Below are 21213 nucleotides of genomic sequence, written 5' to 3' on the forward strand. Positions count from 1 at the left end.
GGTTCCGGGTAGTTGGTACCGGGGCCGGGCCGACCGAGTCGGCCTGGTTGTTTGCTTTATTCGTCCGGTTCTATTGGGGCGGTGGCCTTGCGCATGTCGAAGTCTCCGATACGGATTCGGTGGCCGTTGTTGAGGCGGCTAACGAGTGAATCGGCTCCGACTCTGTCTGGCAGTGTTTCAACCCAGTAGGCGGCGGCCGATTGGGAGGAGATAAGTGTCGGGAGCCGACCGTCGCGGTCGAATATGATCTTGGTTAGGTCTTCTTGCCCGCGCTGGTTGATGCTCATGGTCATAAAATCGTCGATGATAAGGACATCGACGTTGATCAGTTTCCGCATCTTATCGAGGTAGTTTTGGTCAGTCGGTGAGAAGACCGCGAGCATATCTACAAGTTGATCCAGCCGGTAATACGCCACGGAATATCCAGCCTTGCATGCGGCGATGCCGATGGCGCAGGCAATGTATGTCTTGCCTGTTCCCGTCGGTGCGAGGATGTGAATGTTGGTCGGGTTTTCCCGCCAGTTGGTCGCTGCGATCCGTTTCAGCTGGCGCATGTTGATGCCGCGTTGTTCTGCCCGGGTGACTTCAGCAAGGCTCGCATCCGGGTATCGGAATTTAGCCTGGGTGATAGCCTTGGCAATGTTGCGCTGTTGGCGTTGTGTGTAGGCTTCTTCGACTGCGGCGAGGAAGATATCTTCTGGTAGCGCATCCGCATAGGCCTCGTCGTTGACAACCTCGTAGAAGATGTCAGCGAAGGTTGATACGCGAAGCTTGCGCATTTTCGCCCGCACAATCTCGTCATCGATGCTGCTCATGATTTTTACACTCCTTCTAGTTTTCGTAGTGATCAGCAGGCCGGATAAAGACGGCATCGGCCACCTCGCCGGTAAGCGGGGTACTTGGGCGTGGTTGGCGCTTGGCCACAGGCTGTGTTTTTAGCCCTGGTGACCCGGGATGTTGTTGGACGTGGGCAATGTCAGTCTGGATGCGTTTGATCACTGCCATCGTGGGGGCCAGTTTCTTGTCTAAGACCTGCTGGCATGCAGGTTCCAGGGTGGCTTTGTTGTGCTTTTTGCCCAGGTTGGCCAGCACGTTGCGTGCCTGGATGAGTCCGCGGGGTACGGCGGCACTATTGCGGTCGAGGATCATCGCTATGACTGCGTGCGTTGCTGCCCCAAACGACGAGGCCCAGGCCAAAAGCTCATCACGGGTAAGCGCCTTGTGGCCTTCATCATCGCCACGCGGTGCATGCTGAGGGTTTGTGGAATACCGGTATTTAAATCCGTGAAGGCGCGTGTGTTCAGCAACAAGCTGCTCCCCGCTGAAGATGCTCACCAGTTGCGGGGTGAGCCTGACTGTTACCGATTCTCCTACCAGCTGAAATGGCACAGAGTAGTACTGATAGTCACAGGTGATGTGCCAATTACGATCGACTTTAAGCCGCTTATAAGACACTTCCGTAAACGGCGTCGGCGGAAGATCGCGCATCACTGGTGCCTCTTCTTTATCAAAGCGCATGCGCCGTGTTGAGCCATCAGGCCGCGTCATTGCGCTGTTGATATCGGCAAGCCGATCAGCGATCGCCTCATTAAGCTCATCAAGGCTATAGAAGACCTCGTCGTTGAAGTAACCCAGGATTTTGGTGTAGGCGATTTTCACGGCACGTTCTACTGCCGCTTTGTCGCGTGGCCTGCCGGGCCGAGTCGGCACGATCGTGACCCCGTAATAGTCAGCAAACGCTGCGTAGCGGTCAGTGACCATCCGATATGTAGAGGTCTTTTTCGGCCGATAAGTCGCCGTAGAAGCATTATCCGGCACGATGACCGCCGGTAATTTGCCAAGATAGTTCAACGCCTTAACATGGCACTCAATCCAAGCCAGCATCTTCTCATTCACAGCAGCAGTAACGTACATCAGTCCTGAGTACGGGCTGACCGCGACAAACAATGACGCCTTGAATGCGGTATCACCACTGGCCTGATCCACCACTGGCACTTTGTCACCGGCCCAGTCGACATAAAGCTCTTGCCCGGGCTCATGGGTGACGACTTCGACAAGATCATTAGCACGCAGAAATTCATTGAGCCCACTGCAAAACTGGGAGTACTGGTACTTTGCCTTATCCGTCGGACAAGGCTGCGACAAGTAGTCCATCCACAGCTTGTGCCTGGTCACGTGCTTCGTACTTTTCAGCTTGCGTGCAAGAGCATGAAAATCAGGCTGGTCGTAGGACATCGTCCGCTTACTCCGGCCATCACTGAATCGATCATCAAACCATCCCGGTGGGAGCTGACGGAAACGCTCTGGAGTTAGTACCTCATCGTTGATGACTTTCTTTGCGCGGGATACTTCTCGTCGTGAACATCCCAATGCGTGTGTGATCTGCGCGTAGCTAGCACCATCAAGGCACATCGCGATGATCTGTTTGAAGTTAGCCACAAGGACCGGCTCCTTCCAAGTAAAAGTTGACGCGACACCACCGGATTGCGGTGTCGCCAGCATCAACTATGAAAGAAAACCCCTTGCAGTACCAGATACGTGGAACACCGGTACCAACTACGCGGACTCGCGGTACCAACTACCCCGAATCGACAGGCTAGCGGGTTTGGGCGTGTGGTCTATTGCTGGATTCGCCCCACAAACCCAAGGTAAAGATGAACGATCTCATCAAACGATCTTCCGGTATCTCGATGCGCGCACACCCACAACAATCGAGCAAGTCCACAAGCTGTTGGTGGAGTATCGCAACTACTACAACACCAAGCGGCGCCACCAAGGCCTCAACCACGGCAAAATGCACATCACCCCTGCACAAGCCCGTGAGATCCTTGACCACGCTACCCCTCCCGCACAGCCTGTTGATCCAGATGTTTTATGGGCCAAAATCGCCACGTATTACCACAGCATGCACGGTGGTTTTCCCGCTGGAAGAGAAAACGCCTTGGACAAAGTGGCAGCTTCACCCAAGGCGCATAACCACGATAGTGAGCCAATCCATCAAGATTCACGCGCCATCGATGACTCCAGCGTAGCCGCCATCACCCCGGCGTCAAGTAATAGCTGGGGCATCCCCGACGAACTCTGGATCAACCGCAGTGGTGTTGTCACCATCCTCAAACACCGCTTGTACGTCGGCACTCGATGGAAAAACAGAATGCTCTACAGCCAAGTCAGCAACAATCACGCAGAGTTTTTCACCGCGCACGACGGTGAGCTTTTATTCTCCTTCCCACTTCCTATTACCTTGTTGCACCGACCGGCCGGAGGCCAGATCAACATCGGACACGTCGAAGGGATGTGGCACCGCCGCCCGCCAGAAATCAAACCGATCCTGTCGCGACCGCGGCCCTCGCGACGCAAAAAGCCATAGACCGCCCAACGCCTAAAACCTGTCCACAAACCCCTCGGACTCCCCGTCCACAAAGTGGCTAGACTCCCTGTCCAAAAAGTCTATGGACTCCGTGTCCAAAAACCCCATGGACATAACAACAATGAACTAAAAGAGGCTATGCAAGGGAAACTAGCAGACGATCGAGTATTTCAATCCTTAGAAGGTAAACCGCTAGATCCGGCGAACTTCAGCTACCGGGTCTACAGGCCACTTATTAAGTCCCTCAACAAGGAACAGGGATACCCGCTTGTCACGATTCACGACCTCCGACATACGGCTGCGTCATTGGCTGTGAGTTCCGGTGCAAACATCAAGAGTTTACAGCGAATGCTAGGCCACAAATCCGCTGCACTAACCCTAGACGTATATGCAGACCTGTTCGAGGAAGATCTGTCCGATGTGGCGCTAAAAATGGACGCTTTAATCCAATCGAGTCTGAAGTGTACTGAGAGTGTACCGGGAAACGAGGAAACCCCCTCCTGATTTCTCAAAAGGGGGTTTAACCTGCTGTTTTACCTGTGCGTCCTGAGGGGCTCGAACCCCCGACCTGCTGGGTGTAAACCAGCTGCTCTCCCAGCTGAGCTAAAGACGCGCTTCGTCAACGCTCGAATGCGTTGGACGATGTGCGATAGCTTAACACATGAGCAAGTACGTGCAAAACCAGTGGTTACATACGATCGCATAGCACGTGAATCTGAACTTACTTGCTTCGACTTGGAACCAGACAAGACCCCTGCCACAGGCCAAGGCGCTCAGCCTTTGTTTGGACGAGGCCGGCCAATTGCGCACTTTCAGCGATGAGGCCCGGCTCCAACGCACCTGGCTTGCCAGCACCCGGGGTCAGCAACCAGATGCGACCACCTTCAGCGAGCGGACGTACCGCGTCTACGAGCCCGTCAACGAGATCGCCGTCATCTTCGCGCCACCAGAGCAAGACAACGTCACAGATCTCGTCGGTGTCTTCGTCAAGCAGCTCGTCGTCGATGATATCTTCGATCGCTTCACTCAGCTCCGAGTAGCAATCCTCATCCCAGCCGACCTCTTGCACGGTCATCCCCTGGGACAGCCCCAAACGACGGGCATGTTCTGCAGCTTGAGCTACAGAGTTCTTCTCCTTCGATACTGAATTGTTCATCAGTAGGCACAATACCGCCTTATTCGCCGATTCTCTCCTTTTCATTCCTAGAAACTTCTCAATCACATTTCCCTACCCCACCAAAGGTGTGGAACACATCTGGTGGATACCCCATAAAACACACCGGAACCCAAGGTCATGCACCACCCAATTCCCCGCAAAGCAAACAGATCAAAACGTGAGCTTTCACCCGCAATCACCACACATTCGTGTGGCCAGACCAATACTCTTTGCCTGTTATTGCAGGTCAAAAGGATTCAGATGGCCACCGTTTAGTTTTAAAAACTCCCAACTGCATGTTGTAAGCCAAGTACACGTATTCTGGACTCATACGCGTGTGCGCGAACACAATGCTCGCGTGAATACATAACGTCCCACTAGAACCTTGGAGGTGTGGAATGGCTGACCCGATTTCCGGGAAGCTCGGCGATGACACCAATTTCGCGATGATCCGCGATGGTGTTGCGTCCTACCTGAATGACGCCGATCCAGAAGAGACCCGCGAATGGATCGAGTCTCTGGACGGGATGCTGGAGGAATCCAGCCCCGAACGCGCACGATTTATTATGCTCCGCCTTCTCGAGGTCGCCTCGGCTCGCCGTGTGGCCTTGCCGCCTCTGACTTCGACCGACTACGTCAACACCATCCCTACCTCCATGGAGCCGGAGTTTCCTGGCGACGAGGAAATTGAGAAGCGTTACCGACGCTGGATTCGTTGGAACGCCGCCATCATGGTTCACCGCGCCCAGCGCCCGGGCATCGGCGTTGGCGGGCACATTTCCACCTACGCAGGTGCCGCTCCACTCTATGAGGTCGGCTTCAACCACTTCTTCCGCGGCAAGGACCACCCAGGTGGTGGCGATCAAATCTTCTTCCAGGGCCACGCCTCACCGGGTATGTATGCCCGTGCCTTCCTTGAGGGCCGCCTGACTGAGGATGACCTGGACGGCTTCCGCCAAGAGGTCTCCCGCCCGCAGGGTGGTATTCCGTCTTACCCGCACCCGCACGGCATGAAGGACTTCTGGGAGTTCCCGACCGTCTCCATGGGCTTGGGCCCGATGGACGCCATCTACCAGGCGCGTTTCAACCGCTACCTTCACAACCGTGGCATCAAGGACACCTCCCAGCAGCACGTCTGGGCCTTCCTCGGTGACGGTGAGATGGACGAGCCGGAGTCCCGCGGTCTGATCCAGATGGCGGCGCTTAACAACCTGGACAACCTGACCTTTGTGGTCAATTGCAACCTGCAGCGCCTGGACGGACCAGTCCGTGGCAACACAAAGATCATCCAGGAGCTGGAGTCCTTCTTCCGCGGTGCCGGCTGGTCCGTCATCAAGGTCGTCTGGGGACGCGAGTGGGATGAGCTGTTTGCCGCCGATAAGGAAGGCGCGCTCGTCGAGCTGATGAACAACACCCCCGACGGTGACTTCCAGACCTTCAAGGCAAACGACGGCGCCTACGTCCGCGAGCACTTCTTCAACCGCGACCCGCGTACGGCAAAGCTCGTGGAGAACATGACCGACGAGGAGATCTGGCACCTGCGTCGTGGTGGCCACGATTACCGCAAGATTTACGCCGCCTTCAAGCGTGCGCTGGAGACGAAGGACCGCCCCACCGTCATCCTCGCCCACACGATTAAGGGCTACGGTCTGGGCCATAACTTCGAGGGCCGCAACGCGACCCACCAGATGAAGAAGCTCACCCTCGATGACCTCAAGCAGTTCCGCGACAAGCAAGGCATTCCGATTTCCGACGAGGAGCTGGAGAAGGATCCTTACCTGCCGCCCTACTATCACCCAGGCGAGGACTCGGAAGAGATCAAGTACCTCCAGGCACGCCGCAAGGAACTGGGCGGTTACCTCCCCGAGCGCCGCAGTGTCTATGAGCCGATCCAGGTTCCGGATATCGACAAGCTGCGCAGCATCCGCAAGGGTTCTGGCAAGCAAGAAGTCGCCACCACGATGGCCGTGGTACGTACCTTCAAGGAGCTCATGCGCGATAAGGAGCTGGGCAAGCGCCTGGTTCCGATCATCCCGGACGAGGCCCGTACCTTTGGCATGGACTCTTGGTTCCCCACGCTGAAGATCTACAACCCGCATGGCCAGAACTACGTTCCGGTCGACCATGACCTCATGCTCTCCTACCGCGAGGCTAAGGATGGACAGATCCTGCACGAGGGCATTAACGAGGCAGGATCGACGGCAGCCTTCATTGCAGCCGGCACGTCCTACGCAACTCACGGCGTGGCCATGATTCCGCTGTACATCTTCTACTCGATGTTCGGCTTCCAGCGCACTGGTGATTCCTTCTGGGCAGCCGGTGACCAGATGGCTCGTGGCTTCGTCCTCGGCGCCACCGCAGGTCGCACCACCCTGACCGGTGAAGGCCTTCAGCATATGGATGGCCACTCGCAGATCCTGGCGTCGACCAACCCTGCGGTTGTCTCCTACGATCCTGCCTTCTCTTATGAGATCGCGCACCTTGTCCGTGAGGGCATCGACCGCATGTACGGTCCTGGCCGCGGCGAGGACGTCATGTACTACCTGACGATCTACAACCAGCCTGTTCACCAGCCAGCCGAGCCGGAGAACCTCGATGTGGAGGGCCTGCACAAGGGCATCTACCTCTACGAGAAGGCAGAACCGGGCTTCGCCCACGAGGTGTCCCTGCTTGCTTCTGGCATCGGAATGCAGCAGGCGCTTCGCGCCAAGCAGTTGCTTGCCGACGATTACGGCATCGGCGCCAACATCTTCTCCGTCACATCGTGGGTAGAGCTTTCCCGCGATGGCAAGAAGAAGGCTTTAGAGCACCTTCGCCACCCGGAGACCCCAATGGAGGAGCCTTTCGCCACCACTCAGTTGAAGAAGGCCTCCGGCCCCTACATCGCCGTCTCCGACTTCGCCACGGACCTGCAGGAGCAGATCCGTGCTTATGTGCCGGGTGATTACACCACCCTCGGCGCGGACGGCTTCGGTTTCTCCGACACCCGCCCTGCCGCACGCCGCTACTTCAACATTGACGCCGAGTCTGTAACAGTAGCAGCACTCAACGGCCTCGTACGTGCAGGTGAGCTTGATGCATCTGTCGCTGCGGACGGAGCAAAGAAGTACAACCTCACCGATCCGACCAAGGCCTAAGCGCCCAACGCTGCAAGGCGGTGCCCATTCATCCTGGATGGGCACCGCCTTGCAGCCTATTCGTCGAAAAGCACCCGATGTGCTGCGGTATAGCCGTCTTCGATACCAAAAGTTGAATCAGGGGTCTTCCACGTGGGGTCATCAGCAAACTGCTCTATGACATCTGCCACCTCGCTAGGCGTAGCGTGAATGCTCACCACCCCATGCCCCAGCTCGCTGAGCCAATCGGCGATCCCGGTCTCAGTTGTGACAATCAGGCGATGCCCACAGGACAGCGCCTCAAGGTTGGAGCTTCCCACCTGCTCACGAGACCGAACCCCAGGCATGGACAATTGCACATGGCAACCTGTTGTGTCGAGGATATCGAAGACTTCCGTGCGAGTAGCCCCCTCGATGAAGGTGACCGTAGGTTGCGTCTGAGCCCATTGGCGGACCATCGGTGCGAGTTCGCCTACACCCGCGATGACCAGTGAAAGGTCCGCGCGTCGTTTCGCGATCTCCTCCCATGCCTTGAGCATGAGCTCAATCCCCTTCTCCGCCCGCAACGAACCCACAAACGCGAATTTCTTCCGATCCTTTGGAGCATCCCAACCTGGGCGAGGCAATGGGCGTGGAAGAACTGTTTCTGCGTTGTGGAAGTCCTTCTTGGTTGTCTCCACGTAGGTCTTCCTAGCCCCTGAGGTGCCGAACACAAACACATCCAGCATCCAGATATACGGAGCCGACACAAGCCTGGCCAACCGGGTTCGCACCGGTGCCGGAATTCTTTCCGGGAGCTTAAGGAGCTTTTCCGGGAGTGCGTTGTCGATGCAGTAGGTTCCGATGCGAGTGTGCTTCCTCTTGCGCAGATCACCCAGGCGAACACCTAGGAGGAAAGGTGCAGCAGTGGGGTATTGCCTAAACCAAAACGGCTCCGGCATGACCAACTCGTCCGCATCCAACGCAAGGCCTACGCGGAAGCTCTGCCAAGGCGAAGAGAGCCGATCTTGTTCGAATCCTCCGAAGTCCCGCGCTAGCTCTACCCCCTCCATGTACATCTGCTTGACCCAAAAGATCTCCAACGGAGCAAATTCAACCAAATTCTCAAGGAAATATGGTCGAAGCTCTGGTAGAAAAACCGCCCGCTTAATCGACATTGCTTCTGTTCCTTTTCTAAGAGTTTTCTCCCCTGGTACGCCCTCCCGTTCGAGTGAAAACTCATCACGGAGGACTGTTCCTTACTCAAGGTTAGATCGGCGCAAAGGAGAGGTAGTACATTGATGGGAGTCTACTGCGAAAAGAAGTTATAGGAACATGGTGAAAATCCCGGAACGTCTCAAGAATATGGGCGTGGCAATGTTTGGCCAAGGCCTCAACTTTATAGCCATGTTGTTGCCGGTGCTCGGCAAGGAGGCCGGCCAATTGGCCTATCTGATGTTTCCCCTCGCACTTGCGGCACTCCTTTTCAAGATTGGGTCCCTGTCTTTCCACGTTCGCTACCTGACCTTGAGTGACTCAAAGCGAGAAATAGGTACGGCGGTTTCCATGATGGGGCTCGTGGTAGTCTCCATCCTCACGGCCGCCGTAGGCACAGTTGTGTGGGCATGGTCCCCCCACTGGGGGCAAGTCTTGGTATGGTCAGGCCTCTTGACTTTTTCCCATGGCCTCTTCTACATGGCCGTGGCCGTGGTCATCACCGAGAAAAGGGAAGCCTTCTACGGAAGAGTCCGTCTTGTCTATGGAATCCTTAATTTCCTCCTGACGGCCATCGTCGTGTGGGTACTCCCGTTCCAAGCCGGTCTGATTATGGTTGCCTTCCTCATAACATTCGTTGCGGGGATATGGATGATTATGCGTTGCGAAAACAACCTCTTTGCACCTTTATGGAGAAGTGGCGGTCAATGTTTCCACGCGCAGGGAAGGCAATACGTTCGGGAAAGCACCCGCACGACAAGCGCAGTATTTATCTCAGACATTGGCTTCCAGATTCAGGGATTCCTCACTCCACTTATGGGAAGCTACCAAGAAGTCTGGGCCATCGTGGTCCGCCTGTCCGGTGGCTTCGGAACGGTCGGGCAACAAATCATCGCACCATTCTTTGAAACCAAGATGGCTGCTTCAATCCGGGATGATGACGTGCAAACGGCGGAATCCACGGCGCTAAAGGCCCAGATGACGGGAATTGCGCTGGCACTTGCCACTATCCCCATCCAAATCGGCGCCATCATTTTTGCGGTGGATGGCCCGATTGAGGACGCATCGCTCGTTTACATTTTCATCTCGATTTACGCTTTTGGACTCCTCGCAAGCTCCACGAATATCAAGGCTCCCTACATCCTGGGTCATGAGAAGGCAATGGTGGCGTGGTCAATTGTCCGATTCATCACCGAACTTCCGCTCCTCCTAACCCAGGGCTTAATCTTGCTCGCCTTGGTCTCGGGGGTCCAGATCGCGGTTGCAATCGCACTCGTCCCTTTGTCGATCAAGGCGAAGCAGCCACCAGCGAGCACGCATTTTTAGAGTGCTCGCGCAGGCACTCCAACTAGCGTCGCGCCCTCAATGTAGCAGGATTTTACGACCGTCGCATTGGCGCCAACCTTGATATTGTCTGCCAGACTAACTTTTCCAATTACTCTCGCGCCGGCGCCCAAAAGGACGTTATTCCCCAAAGTTGGAGCGGCTTCCCATTGTTCTCCTTGGAAGCTTCCAAAACCTATGGTCACTCCCTGGTTAAGCTAAAGCTTCTTCCCCGCTCTTACGCCTGGACCAATCACCACTCCTGTCGGGTGATGAAGAATAAGGCCTAGGCCAACCTCGTTCTCCCACGCTAGGTCGGCTCCGGTGAGCAGGTGGTTAATTTGTTTGATCACCGAGGCGCCAGGAGGAAACCGCTTGCCAACGCTTTGCGACGTACGATAAAGCACTACCGCAGCAATTTTGACGGGTCAACAGGCTTGAAATACCCTTCCCGAGCTTATTTGCCTCTGCATCCTGAAAAATGTCCATGTAAGTTCCTCTCATCCTTAGCAAACGGCGAACCGGTGTCCCGTCGAAACGCTTTAAATCCGCAGCTAGCTCATGATCTTAGTTGATCAGGAACTACTGGACGAGAATCCACTATTTGCATTCTTCGGGCAGACGCGTTGCTCAAGCATGTCCATGAACGCAGTCACGCCTTCATTGAAGGTACCCCACGAATGAGCACCTGAGTTGGAATAGGCAACGCGTGCGGGAATATTTTCCGCTGCGAGCTTCGACTGCAGACGGTGGTTACACAGGTTGGTGGCCCACTCGATAATGGCTCCGCTGGTGATCCGCGCCCTCCAGCCGTAGTCATCGACTGGGCGGAATCTCTCTGCAAAGTCCTCAGTTCCTAAAAAGCCACCCGAATTGAAAACGAAAATATTCTCCTGCTCCTTGAGCAGGGGCGAATTGATCAACGCATCATTGTATTTGGAATACCTTCCATTGCGGGGACCCAGCATCTGTTCGACGGTGCCCAAGTCCGCCACGTTTCTCGATTGACCCAACCGCGCAGGCCAGGAATCTACCTCTGCACACCCCGAGATAGATCCGACGGCATCATACATTCCGGGGTTATGTTCCGCATACAGCAGAGCGGTACCTCCGGATGCGGAGACACCAACGATTGCCCTTTGGTGGCTCGCACCTATCGCTTCTTCTAAAGCAAGCGGCAGTTCCTTCGTCAAAAAGGTCTCCCATTGCTGTTTTCCGCGGGCAATGTGGGAATCGTCATACCAATCCAGATAGTTGGAGTTCGCCCCTTCTGCAGGGGTGACAATGTTGATATTGAGATCACTTGCTAAATTGGTGATATCAGTCTGGGTCAAGACATTGGCGCCATCTTCCGCTCCGTCGCGCCCACTCAAAGCATAAAGCACTGGACGCGGGCTCGATTGATCGGAAGCGGGCACCCAGATCAATGGGATATCACGCCTCATTGAGTGGGAATAGGCAGAAATAAACTGGGGATTGTGTTTCTTGAGCTCAGTATCCCAGCTCCACCAGTCAGGAACCGGGACCTTGGCTTGAAGATTGATACCTGCCGCCTCAATTGTTTGTGGCTCCGATTCCCAGCGAGGATCCACAGGTTGTGGATCTTCGACGCTCGCCTCAAAAAGCTCAGAGCTTATAGGCATGTCCATAAATGTCACGCCAACTGCATCGATAATGGCCCGCACGACCCCAAGGGCACTGTCGAAAAACCCATAACTAGATAGCCAACTTGGCTGCACCTCATCATCATTGCTTGTGACAGGCGTTGGCTCGATCTCAAGTCCAGAAATTGAGCTCACGGAAGCATCGGTAGGTGCGCTAGAGGTAGTTTCGATGGTGTCGGCCGAAGCAATGGGATGAGCCATCAAGCACAAAGCGATTACCGCTGCACTTGCGTTTGCACCAGCCTTTTTCATTTTCAATGACAACGTCATCCCACTCCTTTCAGATACCGATGTCCCAATTCTTCAATCAATCATCGGTGATCAAGCCTTTTACACTAGACAAAACCCATCTTACTTTCATTGACTATGACAACTAAAACTATCCAGCTCACTGTATTTAAGAGCCCGAACGGATCGCACGCGAATTAGGCATCCTCTTTATTCGGCGCATCCGCCACCGTGAAACTCTGAAGCAAAAGGAGCATGGGAATCATAGGGACGAGGTGCCTTAGGGCAGAACCAAAATCCGGTTCAAAGACTCCTTGCACGATCAGGAACCCTGCCATGACCGCGAACGCTCGGCGTGCCCACACATCCCGTCCATGCAGCAACTTTACGTAACCGGCAAGGAAGCAAGTCCACAGTGTGGTCATAAGCAGTGCGGAAGCTACGTAGTATGGCTTGAGAAGGATGAGCAAAGGCACTGGCACTACTAGAAAAAATGTCGTTATCAGGTTGTTGAGCACTCCATCCAACGGAGTCCACACATGCACGTACTGTCGGATGATGGTCGCCGTCGATCCGTCATCTTGCCTCCATTGATTGACGGTGGTGCGAAAATGGTCACCGCCGTCGCCAGTGAATACAGCGATCACGATTGAAAGTCCGATGCTTGCTAGGGCAAGCAAGGAAACAAACACCCAAGGCTTTTCATACTGGAAGTGTTTTCCTCGCACGACGACTCCCGCTGGCGGAAATAGACGAACGACAGCATAAATTACCAAGAGAAGGGCCCAATAGTTTCTAAATTCAATAGCAACAATGAGGATAGCTGCACCAATTCCGATTTCGTACCACAGACCTCGCGGCAGCGCCAGCATCAATCCAACGAGCAGGGCTATCATGACCTCTTTAGTCAACTGACCGAGAAATACCCCATTAAGAAAAAAGGCTGCTGCGCATATGCCCAAGGTCCAAAAGTTAAGCTTCAGTCCCCCAGCGCGCCAAATGGCGAGGGCCAAGACAATGGTGCCCAGGACGACTCCAAAGATGGCAGCAATGGAGGGGTGATTAAGCATCCCGAAGACCCGGTAGAAGTCAGCGATCACAGCGAAGGAACCCTCGTCCCCCTTACGTTGATCAGGCGGAGTGTTGCCTACTTTGAGGATCGTGCCAGCATCATATCGGAACTCATCACTGAGAATACTTGGACTCAAGAGTGCTACGGCAATAGACAAAGCCAGCCCTATTATGATGAGTCCCCACTGCCAATGAGGTGACAACCTTTTCGATTCTCGAGCCAATGGATCAAATATAGGGCTTTCCTTTAATGTCATTTTCTTTCTTCCTTGGCCCTAGATGGTCTTTGTCTATCCAATTGCTAGTTGGTATGCCTTAGCCAATTGAATCGTCTGGGATGCCTCGTTGTATCGATCCCTGACGACGCTCCAATCAAACGCGCTCGGATTAGCGATTAGGGCACGGATTCCGCGGATCGCTTCCTCAGCGCCCTTAAACCTAGTACCTTCCGGGCATTCGAAAAGTGCTGGAATGTCAGACACAAGCGTTGGCACGCCCATTGCTAGTGATTCAAGTACCGCCATCGGGAAACCATCCCAGCGGGCCGTATGAAGCATCACAGACACCTTGCACAGCTCGTCCGGCACTTTCTCAGCCGGAGTCCAACCAACAACCGTAATTCCGTTTCTTTCTAGCCTGTCCCGCAATTCACTATCGCCATCTCCGATCCAGCGAACCTCGACACCTTGCAGGTCTTCAGTGTGGCGAAGCGCCTGTGCGATGGCGATGACCATCTCCGGATCGCGCTGGGGTGCAATCCTACCCAGCACAGCCACTGCCGGCTTCTCAGGCGCCTGCCAGCTAGGGAAGCTCGCAATGCGCTCTTCTGGCAACGCATTGGGAACACATATGTGCTTGCCTTGTGGCACAATTTCCTTCAACAGTTCCGATTCGTTGGTGGAACATCCAGCAAAGACAGTCGTCATCGGAGCGAGAGCCTTCTCAGCAATCCGGAAGACTTCTTTTTTCACTCCTGACACATCTTCGCGGACGAATGCCAAGCCATGGGGAGTGTAGACCACAGGAAACTGTTTCATCCCGGGGAACAAAGACGCCAGACGTACATACAGCCCGGCGAAACTCGAGTGGGCATGGATGATATCAGGATTGAGTTCCTTCGCCACTCGGACAACCTCGAGTACCGCACGTCGGTGGTCGTTTGGCAAGGATAGAACTTCTGAGAAAAGTCCGTCCGGGATCTCTACCATCCCCCCCGGCGAACGCCGAGCATTTGCTAACAACACATGCGTCTCATCCGGAAGATTCGAGGCATAGCCCATTGCTGCCGTCGCAACGCCACCAGACATGCATTCCGTTACATGAAGAATTTTCACTGTTCCCCGTCGCTTTCAGTAGTCCAATGCCCCATGGAAGAATCTAGTAGGCGCCTTCAGAGCGAAGAACCGCACCGAAAGTCTGGAAGAAGATCTTGGCGTCAAGCATCGGTGACCAGTTATCCACGTAATAAAGATCCAGCGCTTGAGCCTGCTGCGGCGTGAGATCGGAGCGGCCGCTCACCTGCCACAGACCCGTAATTCCTGGCCTGACTTCCAGACGCATGCGCATATCAATGTCATATTCGTTGACCTCTCGCTGTACCTGCGGACGCGGTCCAACGATACTCATCGTGCCATTCAAGGTATTGAAGAACTGGGGCAACTCGTCGATCGAATACTTGCGAATAAACTTTCCGACCTTGGTCACACGCGGGTCATCCTTCATCTTGAAGAGCAACGCGTCCCCACCTTGAGCCTCGATGAGTTGCTGAGCACGCTTATCGGCGTCGACCGCCATGGACCTAAACTTCCACACCATATAGGGCTGTCCATATATTCCAATGCGCTCGCTCTTGTAGAAGACTGGTCCGCGATCCTCCAGCTTGATCGCCAGTGCCGTGACAAGCATGATTGGGGAAATAACGATCAGGATCACGAGACTTAAGAAGACGTCCATCGCACGTTTGAGGTATCCGTTCGCAGCGTCGAAACGTGGCGGTTCGACATAGAGGATTGACCGCGACCCGATCCTTTCCGAGCTAATTCGCGTTCCTGAGGTTCCCTCAATCATCGGCTCAAGATAAAGGCGAATATTCTGATCTCGAAGGCTCCACATCAGTCTCCTCAAGTGCTTGTGCCCGAAATCATGCACAGAGGCCACCCAAATGGAATCGCATTCGAGAACCGATGCTGCATCAACGATGTCGTCGCCCAACTTAAAACCTTGGACCTTACAATTTGGCACTTCCGGCAAGGACCGAAGGTTAGCCGGATCGGTGACCAAAAGCGCCGTTACCTCATGGAATGGGAACTTGGTGGCAGGGTCATTTCCAAGAATCTCTTTGATATCTCTGACACGTCCCAAAAGTAAAAGCTTGGAGCGTTTCTTCCGACGCAGACTTTGGTTGATTTCCGAACTGAGAATCCTACCCACAATGAGCAGTACGCATCCAAGAGGAACACCGATCACCATCAACGGACGGATCACTTCTGGTTGCCGAGAAAGCGCCACCCAAAAGCCCAATACCGCCAGCAGCGTTACGGAAGCGACCACAACCGGCTGAACGGCCACCCGCTCGACTCGGGAATGAAATGAGTAGCCCTTTTGCGTCCAGATTAAGAAAATCCATCCGATAACTACCAGGCACAAGATTAAGAAGCGATGCCCTAACACAGCCCCTCGCATGGAAATAACGGTGGCGAACAACACAGCAATGAGGTCGATCAATAGGGTGACCCTGATAGTTTCCCAGCTACGCCGATTACGCCCAGCTCTGCTTGCCTTCCCACGGTCGGTAACCACGGTCGGCAACGGGTTAAAGCTTGGTTCCGAAGTGTTCTTCGCCTGCATGATTTCCTAGCGTCCAGATGTGTCGAGGGTTGATCAATTCTAAGCCGATTGGAGGTTCGTCCTTCAACTTGAGCGATCAAAATAAACTAATGACGATCAGTTCATTGAGGGAACGTTCCAACAAACCCTAAGATTACAGTTATGTCATCTCACGAAGGTACTTTTGCCCCCTCTGACCGAACCTTATGGATTCACTGGGGCCGAACCGGCGGCGGCCCTCGTTTCCTACTTGAACTGGTAGAAGGTGATCTGAAGGCCTCTCCGAGAGGCACGCAGTTCATCTCCTATAACCCAGATGCCGAAATCGGTGATCAGTTTCAACGTCTAGCAATTCCCCGGCTTAAAATAAGGACTTATAACTCGAAAATCGGCGTCATCCTAGGCCTGCCGCGGCTGCTCATCAATTCGATCCGGATGAATTGGTGGATTCGCAAGCACAAAATCCGTCGGGTCGTCGGCGTAATGGAAAGCGTCTATCAGTCTTTGTCTGTGCCGCTGTTTCTTCCTCGCAGCGTGGAATACATCGCCGGAATCCACGATGGGAAACATCACCCCGGCGAGTCGAGTGTTGTTCAGCGAATCGGTCGTAGGCTTGAGCTGTGGCGTGCCGATAAAGTGCTTGCTTTCTCTGAGGAGGTTGGCCGCATCTTGCGCGCTGAGGTGCCTAACAAACAAGTGCTCGTTGCAAGTCACCCTCCTTTTGGTGTTGAATCAGAGCTCCCCTCTCCCCGAAAATTCCCGGCTTCCCGGCCCATCATCATCGGGTTGTTTGGCAGGCTGCAAGAATACAAGGGCATCGATGTACTGCTCGAGGCCAATGAAATTTTGCACACGAAACCTAGTTTCGGCGACCTACCAGAAATTTCGGTTCGCATCGTGGGCAACGGCCCCGGCGAACGATTCAGGGACACCGCTATCGGCCGTTGGGCATCATGGGATACGCGTTGGATCCCCGAAGAGGAAGTCGATGGCATCGTTGCCGATTTCGACATTATGGCGCTGCCGTACACTGAGGCTAGCCAGTCAGGACCGGTGAGCCTTGCTCTAGCTCAAGCCATTCCATGCATCGCAACCCCCAAGGGTGCCTTGCCGACCCAGGTTGATGGATTTGGCATTGTGGCCAAAGACGCAAGCCCGGAAGCTGTCGCCCAGGCGATCTACGACCTAGTCACAGACCCCTCGCTGTACGAGCGGCTCTCCCAATCCGCAGTCAGCAAATTGTCGACCACGATGTTATGGGATGACCTAGCCACCTTCATCCGAAACGGTGGTGCGACCTCATCCCCAGCCCAGACCTCTAAGTAAAGTGCGGTAGCTATCCCCCATGCCATCACTTCAAGACCTTCTAGCTCAACAGAGTCCGAGCAATGAGTCGAGGGAGTCAAATGACATTTCCACACTCACACGCCTCACCAAAATCCTCGCCCTCATTCTCGGCGCCGACAGTGAAGCTATTCAGGTAGATGCTCCGCTGTCAGACCTTGGCGCAACGTCCCTCGATATCATCGAGTTAGCCGTTCGCATTGAAATGGAATTCAAGATCCACACGGAGGAGACTTTCTTCCATGAAGAACCACTCTCCACGACGCTAAATGAAGTTGCCGCCCTTATCGACGCTAGGCAACTTCCGCAAACTGGCGACGATTCAGCCAACTAATGTCAAAGTCACACCGGAGGCGATCCAGCGATTGTGCGAGCAGTTGAATTTCCTCCGCCGTGCCATTGAGGACTTGCCGGCAATTGACGCACCCAGGCATAATTGCACTTCGCTCCCAGCGTGTGCAAGGCGCGCAATCCAATAAATCGACCATTCCAACGGAGTCCATCGGCTCGCTAACAAGGCTCTCTAGCATCGCCTTTTCTACCAGGGGCCTCCTCTCCCTCGGCAAATCGTCAATCTGCAATACGAAGACGTGTTGTCCTCCCATGAGCTCATCTCCTGCTGTTTTTTCTTGTTTAACAAGACGAGGTTCGTCTTCCCCAACGCCCTCAACTATTCAGCAGTAGAAGCGACTTCGAGTTTCCTTGCTCCCCTTGCATTCTTCAACCCTCAACATTGGCTTTTACCCCTTTTTATAAAAGCTCTAGTTTAACTTGAGCTTTTTGCCCATTTTTCTAATTCACGTTGAGGCCGCTAACCCACAGTCGAGAACCCGGGTTACGCTAGGCCTCACTTCGACTGGTCTCCAACGCCGTAGTAGCCCCTTGATGCTAATCCCCAAAGTCGAGTTGCCAGTAAAGTCGCGTTCGAATGAACAAGGGTCACTCAATTTGGCCAATACTTTAATTCCATTCAAAATAACCTTTAGCCTTGCGATTTTTAATCTTTACAACACTTTGATAAGTTATCTGAGGTAAGCCATTCCGCCATAGCTCAGTTGGCAGAGCATTCGACTGTTAATCGAAGGGTCACTGGTTCGAGCCCAGTTGGCGGAGCACTCGAGAGAGGAGTCCAGAAAGGGCTCCTCTTTATTTCATTTTCCGTTTCTCCTCAATGCAAATAGCACAGGGGACGATGTAGAGTAATTTGTAACCTTAAGACTCAGAGTGAGGGGGCTTTCATGATTCAATTCGTCGTTGGTGCTGCCGCAGGGTACGTATTTGGCACGAAAGCTGGTCGCGAGAGATTTGAACAACTCAAAAAGGGATATCAAACTACGATGAGCTCCCCTGTCGTCAAATCAGCGGTTATGAGCGCGCGACGCGCTGTCGCAAACAAGATCGCCCCTGAACCCCGGTTAAAAGTTGTCAAGAATCTAGGCTCAAACAGCACAATCCAAGAGATTCTCGAACCTGAGAACTAGACCACCGGATATAGCCTTACGATATTTCTCCGTTACCTGCGGAAATTAACCCTTTAGAAGCGAGAATATCTCCAGTTTTCGAAGCCACGAAAAGGCTTCCATGGTCTGCTTTTGGTGGAATTTCACTTGCACCATAGCCCCAGCGATTGTCGATCAATCGAATGCCAAACTGCTTCGAAGCTCGGATCGGCGCGGATTCTATTCCATGAGCGGCTGAATTCTAATCCGAGTAATCATCGCGATACACGCTGCGATCTGGAAATGAGACCACCGTCAGCCAGCGTATTCGGAACATTTCATGCTGTTAAAACTAGGGAAGTACACGCGGAACCCCGCTACGCAGTCCACATTGGATGCGAAACTTTTACAGTACCAGCAGTGGCTAATGTGGTCGAGGCAATTTCACCACCGAGACCGCGTGGCTGGGGCAGATTCTGGACCTGCCCGTCCCATCCCAGCGCAATGCGAACGACAGCACATCCTCAGTTTGATTCATACTTTAATGGGATCTGCTCCGGCAAGAAACTTGCTCTAGTTAAAGGCCTCTGCCAAAAGTTGCTTCCTTCGCCTTTCCAACTGAATTAGACTTGAAAACAATTCATTGTAAGCCCTCCGGTCGTTTTCTGGACGCATTCGTTCCATCGTCGATTTCAGTTTCGCGATTTCAGAGCCGACCTTCCGCTCTTCAAGCCTAGCGAGAGTCCTGCCGAGATGTTGGATTGAGTCTCCTCCTTCCAATCGAATTGGCTCGACGGCAAGTTCTGAAAGCGTGGCTTGTCCAACTTGGCTTACGACTGCGCCTTGTATTTCAGAAATCCACTCAATCCCCTCATGTTGTCCTTCTACTCCCCCTCTCAAAGTGATTGCCTCGCGGATCTCCCGATATACCGCATTCGAAAAATACTCAGAACCGTACGAATCCAATGCACCTGCAATTTCCGGCAGCTGAATCGCCAATTTGAGGGACTCTCGCTCAGGCCACAACATTGGGTTGTTCCGGTCAGGCATCTCCGCTACGCGTTGAGCAATCTTTAAGTTCTGTTCCCTATTATCCGTGCTGAAGCTATTCGCATCTTTAAGCCCATCCAGTCCCTGCGAGGCTTTTTGCACCTCATTCAAGACATCCTGTGGGTCTAGCCATCCGACCCAGCCCGCCACCAAACGCCCATATTCCGACTGAAGGGGCTTATCCTTTATCGAGGCGACTACTGGCGCTACACGGCGCAATGCCTGCAGTCTTCCTTCCGCTGTATCTAGGTTATATTCGGATAGGAGCGTGCGGATCACGAATTCAGACATGGGGATCCGCTTCGCTACCAAGTCGCGGAGAGCTCCATCGCCTCGTTGAAGTCTAAGGTCACATGGGTCAAGTCCATCTGGTGCAACACTTACATAGGACTGACCGGTAAATTTCTGATCGCCTTCAAAGGCCCTGAGTGCGGCCTTCTGTCCCGCTTCATCGCCATCAAAGGTATAGATGATTTCCCCCCGAAAATAGTTATCATCCAACATGAGCCTGCGAACCAACTTCAAATGATCATCCCCGAAAGCAGTGCCACACGCTGCTACAGCAGTGGTAACCCCAGCTGCATGCATGGCCATTACATCTGTATAGCCTTCTACAACGACTGCTTGATGGCGTGATGAAATTTCTCTTTTGGCCTTATCAAGTCCGAAAAGAATCTTTGACTTTTTATAAAGCAAAGTCTCAGGAGTATTCATATACTTGCCGAGGTTATCATCGTCAAAAAGCTTTCTTGCGCCAAACCCGATTACGACACCAGAGATGTCTTTGATCGGCCAAATCAATCGGCGATGGAAACGGTCGATTGGTCCCCGTCTGCCCATTTTCGAAAGCCCTGCAGCCTCCAGTTCCTCAAATGTAAATCCACGACGCAACAAGTTTTTGGTGAGGGTGTCCCAACCCTCAGGCGCAAATCCACACTCAAAAGACTTAATAAAGTCCCTCGTGAAACCGCGTTGCAGGAGGAAATCTCGCGCTCTAGCAGCACCCCTAGTCTCTAGCTGCTCCTGGTAGAACGAGTGAGCCAATTTGTTGGCTTCGATCAGACGCTTCCGCAGACCAGGCTGCTGTTTGGACTGATTGGTGCTGCTTCCTTGATAATTGATTTGATAACCAATAATGTCCGCACACATCTCCACCGCTTCTGGAAAACTGACGTGCTCAACCTCCATTAGAAACTTGAAGACATCGCCACCGATTCCCGTTGAGAAACAGTGAAAATAGCCGTGGTTTGGCCGCACGTGAAACGAGGGGGTTTTTTCATCCTTAAAAGGGCTCAGCCCCTTTAAGGAATCCGCACCTGCTGGCCTAAGTTGAACATACTCCCCTACGACATCTTCAATTGGCGTTTGTTCTCGAATTGCCTGAATGTCACTCTCTGGGATTCGCCCTTTAGCCATACCCACCACAATAGCA

17 protein-coding genes and 2 tRNA genes are annotated in these 21213 nt (G+C 53.7%); 8 read left to right on the top strand and 11 right to left on the bottom strand.

What is annotated here, in order from left to right; genetic code table 11:
* Positions 1–56 precede the first annotated feature (56 nt).
* A complete protein-coding gene (locus PAB09_RS09355; RefSeq protein ID WP_271033409.1) occupies positions 57–815 on the bottom strand; it encodes an ATP-binding protein in 759 nt (252 codons plus the stop codon).
* 16 nt (positions 816–831) lie between these two features.
* The gene (istA, locus tag PAB09_RS09360) at positions 832–2439 is read right to left on the bottom strand and encodes an IS21 family transposase (protein WP_271033410.1); all 1608 of its coding nucleotides are present in this window, start codon (positions 2437–2439) and stop codon (positions 832–834) included.
* Here istA and PAB09_RS09365 point away from each other — a divergent pair.
* Complete coding sequence (locus tag PAB09_RS09365; protein WP_271033411.1) at positions 2417–3370, top strand: integrase core domain-containing protein; 954 nt, start codon at positions 2417–2419, stop codon at positions 3368–3370. The genes istA and PAB09_RS09365 overlap by 23 nt on opposite strands.
* A 138-nt stretch (positions 3371–3508) precedes the next feature.
* Entirely contained in the window at positions 3509–3874 is a 366-nt protein-coding gene (locus tag PAB09_RS09370; RefSeq protein ID WP_271035362.1) for a tyrosine-type recombinase/integrase, read from the top strand.
* 36 nt (positions 3875–3910) lie between these two features.
* Here the strand turns inward: PAB09_RS09370 and PAB09_RS09375 are convergent.
* A tRNA-Val gene (locus PAB09_RS09375) sits at positions 3911–3983 on the bottom strand.
* 108 nt (positions 3984–4091) lie between these two features.
* Entirely contained in the window at positions 4092–4526 is a 435-nt protein-coding gene (locus tag PAB09_RS09380; RefSeq protein WP_271033412.1) for a DUF3052 domain-containing protein, read from the bottom strand.
* Between the two features lie 398 nt (positions 4527–4924).
* Between PAB09_RS09380 and aceE the strand changes: the two genes are divergently transcribed.
* Positions 4925–7663: a pyruvate dehydrogenase (acetyl-transferring), homodimeric type gene (gene aceE, locus PAB09_RS09385; RefSeq protein WP_271033413.1), complete on the top strand. Its 2739-nt coding sequence runs from the start codon at positions 4925–4927 to the stop codon at positions 7661–7663.
* A 56-nt stretch (positions 7664–7719) separates the two neighbouring features.
* Here aceE and PAB09_RS09390 read toward each other — a convergent pair whose 3' ends face one another.
* A complete protein-coding gene (locus tag PAB09_RS09390; protein ID WP_271033414.1) occupies positions 7720–8799 on the bottom strand; it encodes a glycosyltransferase in 1080 nt (359 codons plus the stop codon).
* A 157-nt stretch (positions 8800–8956) separates the two neighbouring features.
* Between PAB09_RS09390 and PAB09_RS09395 the strand changes: the two genes are divergently transcribed.
* Positions 8957–10162, top strand: coding sequence for a hypothetical protein (locus PAB09_RS09395; RefSeq protein ID WP_271033415.1), 1206 nt, complete (start codon positions 8957–8959; stop codon positions 10160–10162).
* Here PAB09_RS09395 and PAB09_RS13360 read toward each other — a convergent pair.
* The 5 genes from PAB09_RS13360 to PAB09_RS09415 form a co-directional block, all read right to left on the bottom strand.
* Positions 10159–10365 carry a hypothetical protein gene (locus tag PAB09_RS13360; protein WP_442873665.1) on the bottom strand — a complete coding sequence of 69 codons (207 nt, stop codon included), beginning with the start codon at positions 10363–10365 and terminating at the stop codon, positions 10159–10161. The two genes, PAB09_RS09395 and PAB09_RS13360, sit on opposite strands and share 4 nt — an antisense overlap.
* Before the next feature lie 369 nt (positions 10366–10734).
* Positions 10735–12093 (bottom strand): alpha/beta hydrolase, encoded by a 1359-nt coding sequence (locus tag PAB09_RS09400; RefSeq protein WP_271033416.1) that lies wholly within the window; start codon positions 12091–12093, stop codon positions 10735–10737.
* Positions 12094–12248: 155 nt separating this feature from the next.
* A complete protein-coding gene (locus tag PAB09_RS09405; protein WP_271033417.1) occupies positions 12249–13379 on the bottom strand; it encodes a hypothetical protein in 1131 nt (376 codons plus the stop codon).
* Between the two features lie 33 nt (positions 13380–13412).
* Positions 13413–14429, bottom strand: a complete 1017-nt coding sequence (locus PAB09_RS09410; protein WP_271033418.1) for a glycosyltransferase — start codon at positions 14427–14429, stop codon at positions 13413–13415.
* A 70-nt stretch (positions 14430–14499) separates the two neighbouring features.
* Entirely contained in the window at positions 14500–15969 is a 1470-nt protein-coding gene (locus PAB09_RS09415; RefSeq protein ID WP_271033419.1) for a sugar transferase, read from the bottom strand.
* Positions 15970–16110: 141 nt separating this feature from the next.
* Between PAB09_RS09415 and PAB09_RS09420 the strand changes: the two genes are divergently transcribed.
* The 4 genes from PAB09_RS09420 to PAB09_RS09435 all read left to right on the top strand — a co-directional run bounded on the left by PAB09_RS09420 (position 16111) and on the right by PAB09_RS09435 (position 18773).
* Entirely contained in the window at positions 16111–17274 is a 1164-nt protein-coding gene (locus tag PAB09_RS09420; RefSeq protein WP_271033420.1) for a glycosyltransferase family 4 protein, read from the top strand.
* 19 nt (positions 17275–17293) lie between these two features.
* Complete coding sequence (locus tag PAB09_RS09425; RefSeq protein ID WP_271033421.1) at positions 17294–17626, top strand: acyl carrier protein; 333 nt, start codon at positions 17294–17296, stop codon at positions 17624–17626.
* 706 nt (positions 17627–18332) lie between these two features.
* Positions 18333–18405 (top strand) — tRNA-Asn (locus PAB09_RS09430).
* Between the two features lie 125 nt (positions 18406–18530).
* Positions 18531–18773, top strand: a complete 243-nt coding sequence (locus PAB09_RS09435; RefSeq protein WP_271033422.1) for a hypothetical protein — start codon at positions 18531–18533, stop codon at positions 18771–18773.
* Positions 18774–19304: 531 nt separating this feature from the next.
* Here the strand turns inward: PAB09_RS09435 and dnaG are convergent.
* A complete protein-coding gene (dnaG, locus tag PAB09_RS09440; RefSeq protein WP_271035363.1) occupies positions 19305–21197 on the bottom strand; it encodes a DNA primase in 1893 nt (630 codons plus the stop codon).
* Positions 21198–21213: the final 16 nt, after the last annotated feature.

This window comes from Corynebacterium sp. SCR221107 (genome assembly GCF_027886475.1).
Classification (GTDB): domain Bacteria; phylum Actinomycetota; class Actinomycetes; order Mycobacteriales; family Mycobacteriaceae; genus Corynebacterium.

Bases quoted from the DNA above. Each gene is read 5' to 3' on its own strand.
- PAB09_RS09400 (WP_271033416.1), bottom strand. From the start codon at position 12,093: ATGACGTTGTCATTGAAAATGAAAAAGGCTGGTGCAAACGCAAGTGCA.
- PAB09_RS09390 (WP_271033414.1), bottom strand. From the start codon at position 8,799: ATGTCGATTAAGCGGGCGGTTTTTCTACCAGAGCTTCGACCATATTTC.
- dnaG (WP_271035363.1), bottom strand. From the start codon at position 21,197: ATGGCTAAAGGGCGAATCCCAGAGAGTGACATTCAGGCAATTCGAGAA.
- PAB09_RS09365 (WP_271033411.1), top strand. From the start codon at position 2,417: ATGATCTGTTTGAAGTTAGCCACAAGGACCGGCTCCTTCCAAGTAAAA.
- PAB09_RS09355 (WP_271033409.1), bottom strand. From the start codon at position 815: ATGAGCAGCATCGATGACGAGATTGTGCGGGCGAAAATGCGCAAGCTT.
- PAB09_RS09425 (WP_271033421.1), top strand. From the start codon at position 17,294: ATGCCATCACTTCAAGACCTTCTAGCTCAACAGAGTCCGAGCAATGAG.
- PAB09_RS09370 (WP_271035362.1), top strand. From the start codon at position 3,509: ATGCAAGGGAAACTAGCAGACGATCGAGTATTTCAATCCTTAGAAGGT.
- PAB09_RS09410 (WP_271033418.1), bottom strand. From the start codon at position 14,429: ATGTCTGGTGGCGTTGCGACGGCAGCAATGGGCTATGCCTCGAATCTT.
- PAB09_RS09420 (WP_271033420.1), top strand. From the start codon at position 16,111: ATGTCATCTCACGAAGGTACTTTTGCCCCCTCTGACCGAACCTTATGG.
- PAB09_RS09380 (WP_271033412.1), bottom strand. From the start codon at position 4,526: ATGAACAATTCAGTATCGAAGGAGAAGAACTCTGTAGCTCAAGCTGCA.
- PAB09_RS09415 (WP_271033419.1), bottom strand. From the start codon at position 15,969: ATGCAGGCGAAGAACACTTCGGAACCAAGCTTTAACCCGTTGCCGACC.
- PAB09_RS09395 (WP_271033415.1), top strand. From the start codon at position 8,957: ATGGTGAAAATCCCGGAACGTCTCAAGAATATGGGCGTGGCAATGTTT.
- PAB09_RS09435 (WP_271033422.1), top strand. From the start codon at position 18,531: ATGATTCAATTCGTCGTTGGTGCTGCCGCAGGGTACGTATTTGGCACG.
- aceE (WP_271033413.1), top strand. From the start codon at position 4,925: ATGGCTGACCCGATTTCCGGGAAGCTCGGCGATGACACCAATTTCGCG.
- PAB09_RS09405 (WP_271033417.1), bottom strand. From the start codon at position 13,379: ATGACATTAAAGGAAAGCCCTATATTTGATCCATTGGCTCGAGAATCG.